Raw genomic sequence first — 5,129 nt, forward strand, 5'->3', positions numbered from 1 at the left:
TTCCAATCCCATGCCACCATCCCCAACCTAATCAAACCTCTAACTACAAGAAATATGACCTTGGGGTGCTTTGCGTTCAAAAATAACTTGATCGTAGATCGCCGACGAGTGTAAAGTGCATTAGAAGGCTACCAATTCTGTTAAAAAACCCAAATCAACAATCCGCACCCCACGCAGCAACTTTATTCTTAAATTGGTGTTTCTGTCTTGGCTTATTTTGTTAGGAAGAACAGCCGAGAAACCTATTTGACGCTATCATGGAAACAGCACTGTACTGCTTGCTCAATCAATGCTGACCCTCAAAACGAGTAAACTAACCCTTGCTGATGTTCAACGTCATCTCAATTTCCAAGAAAAGCTTGAGGATGTTTCATTTACAGAGCTTTTAGCTTTGGAAACCGTCAGCGACGCAGAAAAATTAGAACTTGTTCAAATCCGCAACGATTTTCGACCCTATTTGATGGAAGATAAAGCATCAGAAGGACAAGTTAAAGTTTTAACCCTATTTCCCCTATTGCGGTTAGCGGGTTTTTATCGTTATCCGATTAAGATTAGGGTTGAAGAAGGGATTGATAATATTATCCTTGTGGATGAAGATAAAACTATTAGCGGACGGTTTGATATTGTCACGGTGAATAATTCGATAGCAACTGTCAATGATATCCCTTTTTGGATTTTAGTCATTGAAGCTAAAGAGAGTGGAATCGAAGTCCGTCAGGGATTACCTCAATTATTGACTTATGCCTACAATAGCTTAGAAAGACAACCCTCAGTTTGGGGATTAGCAACTAATGGCTTACAATATATGTTCGTCCATCTCAGACAAGAAACTAACCCCACTTATCAGATAATGCCAGAACTTAATTTAATGTATCCTGAATCAGCAATTAATCTGCTCCAAATTCTCAAGGCAATGGGTCAGCTAATTTTAGAGTAACCTTTGGGGTGGTTGGGTTTCGCTTTTTCAGGCGAATTAAGCCATTTTCGACCCAGTAGAGTAGCAATTATTGTAGGTTGGGTTGACGCAAGGAAACCCAACCAAGAGAAACCTTTGGGGTGGTTGGGTTTCGCTTTTTCAGGCGAATTAAGCCATTTTCGACCCAGTATTGTTTCGCTCAACCCAACCTACGAGGCTGTCTATATAGGGAATTAAAAGCGTCTTGAATAATTACCACTATCTAAAACTCCTAAGTCAAAAATAAACTTAATTAAGGTGTCGATTGAACGAGAATGAATTAGTTGATGCTTGAGCAACATCTAACAAAGACTCGATTACAGAATTAACCACAGCAGCTACGCAGGAAATCGCTACACTATTACCCGTTAATTTTCGCATAGTTTGATAACTGCCGACAATTTGATAATCATCGGGAAAACCTTGTAAACGGAGCATTTCTCTTTCTGTTAAGCGTCTTTTCCCATCCACTAACAAATAATTATAGGATGCTCCCGCTCGCAAGGCACAGGAATAGGGATAAGCACTGACATTACCTCCTTTATTTTCGTGCCAGATAGTCGGTTCACTATAAAGTTTTTTTCCCTCTCTTTTCAGAAGGCGACTTTTTTGAATTTTTTCGGAAGCATAATAAAAATCTGAGACATTTTCCTCTAATATTTCCGTTAAACTTGTTCTAGATAAAGCTGGTTTTGGCCAGATAAAACCCCGCGCTTCTCGGAAACCAACGATAAAAATTCGTTCCCGTTTTTGCGGTAAACCAAAATGAAGAGCATTCAAAACCCGATAATCGGTATAGTAATCTAAATCTTGCAGAGTATCGAGAATAACTTCTAAGGTTTTTCCCTGTTGATGTCCCTGCAATTGCTTGACATTTTCCAGAATAAATGCTGCGGGTTGTTTGGCTTTTAAAATGCGAGCAATCTCAAAAAATAGCGTGCCTCTGGTATCTTCAAACCCCTTTAAATCACCACAAATACTAAAGGGTTGACAGGGAAATCCAGCCATTAAAATATCATGATTGGGAATATCTAGGGCAGCGATTTCGGTAATATCTCCCTGGGGTTGGTCGCCAAAATTAGCCTGATAAATTGCCCGAGCATCTTTATCTATATCACAGGAAAAGACACAATCAGATTCTAAGTTTTTTTGGCGACAAACTTGTTCAATTGCGACTCGAAACCCTCCTAAACCACAAAATAGGTCAATAAAACGAATTTTCTGCTTATCTTTAAGTAAATTCATCGATCACATCCCTGGCAAGACCTCGATAATATCCTAACTTAATGGGGATAATTCATCGCCTTATAGCACAGCTACGTCAAAAAATAAATCGAACTTTAGAGGTATTTTTAGCCAAGTTTGAGGAGGTAGAAAGAGCCGTAAACTTGATTAACAATCGTCCTCGAAAATGTCTTGACTATCGTAACCCGAATGAGGTATTCTATGAAGATAGAGCAGACAGTGATGTAATTCAGACTTGAATTGGCGTTTTATGAAAGGAAATTATAGTTAACAGGGGGCTGTTTTCAGGAATTCTGTCACTGCGACCGATGTTGATGACATAGATATTTTCTTGTTTGTTTCCTAATTTTCTGTTGCCTATTTGCTGCTTTCTAAAAGTACAGATATTCTGAGCAAGCACTAGGCCTTGAGATAAGAGCGTCACCACTAGGGCAGAAAGATGAATTTTGTGATAATTATTTGAATAGTGGAGAAATTTATGGGATTGATGCCAAAGCTCTCGGTAAGTTGCGATCTTTGTCTCGCAGCTTTGCTATCTAGCCCACAGAGAGAGCCAGAAAACAATAAAGACAAATATAATCAAATAAAAGCAATAACGCCAAGATTACCGCAATTTTGCCAGCAGATAGGTTTAATAGTCATGGATATAGCTGGAAGCGTGCAAATGCTTACGGAACGCTCTGAACAATTGCTGTACCAGTATTCCCTCTCCCATACCCCGAACACCTTACCAGAACCCTTGCAAAAGTGGTTTAAACATCAGATTGCCCGACTCTTAGCCAAGGATGAGCAAGCCTTTTCCTGTTCACCCTTACGCCTAGAACAAGAGGGACGACAGTTAATCATTTTTCTGATTCCCACTCTGATCGGAGAACAGTTTCTCCTACTCTTACAAGAACAAGAACTGCCCTCTTTTTCGATTGCGGCCTTAGAATTGTTGGGACTGACTAAAAGGGAAGCAGAAGTGCTATTTTGGATTGCCCAAGATAAAAGTAATGCCGCCATAGCAAAAGTGATCGGATGTAGCGAAGGAACCGTGCGAAAACATCTAGAACATATTCACGGGAAACTAGGGGTACAAACTCGGACGGCAGCGGTTATAGTTGCCCTCGAAAAGTTGGGGCTACTGAAAGGGCAGATTGCTGCGATATCTTCATAATTCCCTACGCGGATCATCGTATTGTTAACCCAGAAAAATTTGATGATTATTGAAATTGTGCATTGTCCTGTACTTAGTTCTTGAACAGAGCTTCTCATCGAGAAAGCCAAAATTTCTTTGGCAAGGAGAATCAAATCTATGCCTACACCCTTTGTGAATGAGGAATTTACCTTCACCAATCCCGACGGCAGCACTATCCGGGTCAGGGGATCGGGAAACCAATATTACGCTGTTTTTGAAACCCTAGATGGCTATACCGTGGTCAAAAACCCTGACAATGGTTTTTACACCTACGCCCAGCTTTCCGAAGACAAAAGCCAACTGATAGCCACCGATGGGATAGTCGGCCAAGTAGCACCCCAAAGCCTCGGCATCCGGCCCCATCTACGCATCCAGACCGAGAGTGCCAAACAACAAGCTCAGAGCGCACCGATGCTACAGGAAGGGTTCAGTCAATGGCGAGTCCGTCGTCAGCAAAAAAAAACTCAGCTGCAGGGAATCAGTGCGACGACCAGTGCTGATGCCAGACCAGCTTCAACAGTAACTGTGGGCAACTATCTGGGATTATGTATCTTGATTAAGTTTCCCGACGTTGCCGCCAGCATTTCCCAACAGGAAGTCAGCAACTTCTGTAACCTACCTGGTTACGCCGGATTTGGCAATAAAGGGTCAGTACGGGATTATTTCTACGACAACTCCCAGGGAAAATTAACCTATACCAATGTTGTCACCCAATATTACACCGCCGCCCATAATCGCTCCTATTATACCGATCCAGCGATCGACTATGGTACTCGCGCCCGAGAACTGATTCTAGAAGCCCTCAATTATTTGAAATCCCAAGGCTTTAACTTTAGTCAGTTGAGTAGTGATAGTAACGGTTTAATTTATGCCTTAAATGTCTTCTATGTCGGGCCGCGGGTCAACAATTGGGCCGAAGGACTATGGCCTCATTCCTGGAGTTTAGCCTCACCCTACGATGTCGGGGGGGGCAAGAAGTTATACGACTACCAAATCACCAATATGGGTAGTGAACTGACCTTGCGTACCTTCTGTCATGAAAATGGTCACATGATTTGCGATTTTCCCGACCTCTACGATTATGGCGGTCAATCGGCAGGAGTGGGTAATTATTGTCTGATGTGTTACGGAGGCAATGATAAAAATCCCGTACAAGTTTGTGCCTATCTCAAAAATGAAGCCGGTTGGGCCAGCAAAGTGACAGCGATAACTCCAGGTCTTACCGCCAGTCTTGCTGCGGCCAAGAATGAGTTTTACCTCTACAGTAAGAACGCTAACGAGTATTTCCTGATCGAAAACCGGCAGAAAACTGGCCGGGATACATTCCTCCCCGATGCGGGCCTAGCCATCTGGCACGTGGACGAACAGAAGAATGGTAACGAGGAGGAACAGATGACTCCTAGCCAACACTACGAATGTTCCTTAGAACAGGCCGATAATCGCTTCGATTTGGAAAAAGACGTGAATGCTGGTGATAACGCCGACCTATTTCGAGCCTCCTATAAAACCGAGTTTTCCGATAGTACCAGTCCTGCTGGCAAATGGTGGGATGGTAGCAACTCTGGCCTAAAAATCGCCCAGATTTCTGCCGTTGGTGCCACGATGACCTTCACTGTCCCCGGCAGTGCTTGGCTAGAGAAAAAGCAGATTACCGGTTTGTGGATGATTAACCAAGAACGCAATGCGGCCGCCTATGTAGGCGGCCTCGGCTGGCGCAAGATTGCCAGCGAGAGTGACAGTGTTTTCTTG

The 5,129-nt window shown here is 42.9% G+C and carries 4 protein-coding genes and 1 pseudogene; 4 read left to right on the forward strand and 1 reads right to left on the reverse strand.

Translation table 11 applies throughout. The annotated features are described in order from the left end of the window. The first annotated feature begins 289 nt into the window (after positions 1–289). Positions 290–937 carry a restriction endonuclease subunit R gene (locus IQ242_RS16260; RefSeq protein WP_193960675.1) on the forward strand — a complete coding sequence of 216 codons (648 nt, stop codon included), beginning with the start codon at positions 290–292 and terminating at the stop codon, positions 935–937. 267 nt (positions 938–1,204) lie between these two features. Here the strand turns inward: IQ242_RS16260 and IQ242_RS16265 are convergent, their stop codons facing one another. Then, positions 1,205–2,200, reverse strand: a complete 996-nt coding sequence (locus tag IQ242_RS16265) for a DNA cytosine methyltransferase (protein WP_193960676.1) — start codon at positions 2,198–2,200, stop codon at positions 1,205–1,207. Positions 2,201–2,313: 113 nt separating this feature from the next. Between IQ242_RS16265 and IQ242_RS16270 the strand changes: the two are divergent. From IQ242_RS16270 to IQ242_RS16280, 3 genes and pseudogenes are all read left to right on the forward strand, one after another. Beyond that, positions 2,314–2,439 (forward strand): annotated as a pseudogene (locus tag IQ242_RS16270) (IS30 family transposase); the annotation flags it as partial. Positions 2,440–2,840: 401 nt separating this feature from the next. Further along, the gene (locus IQ242_RS16275; RefSeq protein WP_228021041.1) at positions 2,841–3,359 is read left to right on the forward strand and encodes a response regulator transcription factor; all 519 of its coding nucleotides are present in this window, start codon (positions 2,841–2,843) and stop codon (positions 3,357–3,359) included. 138 nt (positions 3,360–3,497) lie between these two features. Beyond that, the coding region (locus IQ242_RS16280; protein WP_193960679.1) for a M6 family metalloprotease domain-containing protein at positions 3,498–5,129 on the forward strand (1,632 nt) is incomplete at its 3' end.

The sequence above is a fragment of the Microcystis sp. LEGE 08355 genome (assembly GCF_015207185.1).
GTDB lineage: Bacteria > Cyanobacteriota > Cyanobacteriia > Cyanobacteriales > Microcystaceae > Microcystis > Microcystis panniformis.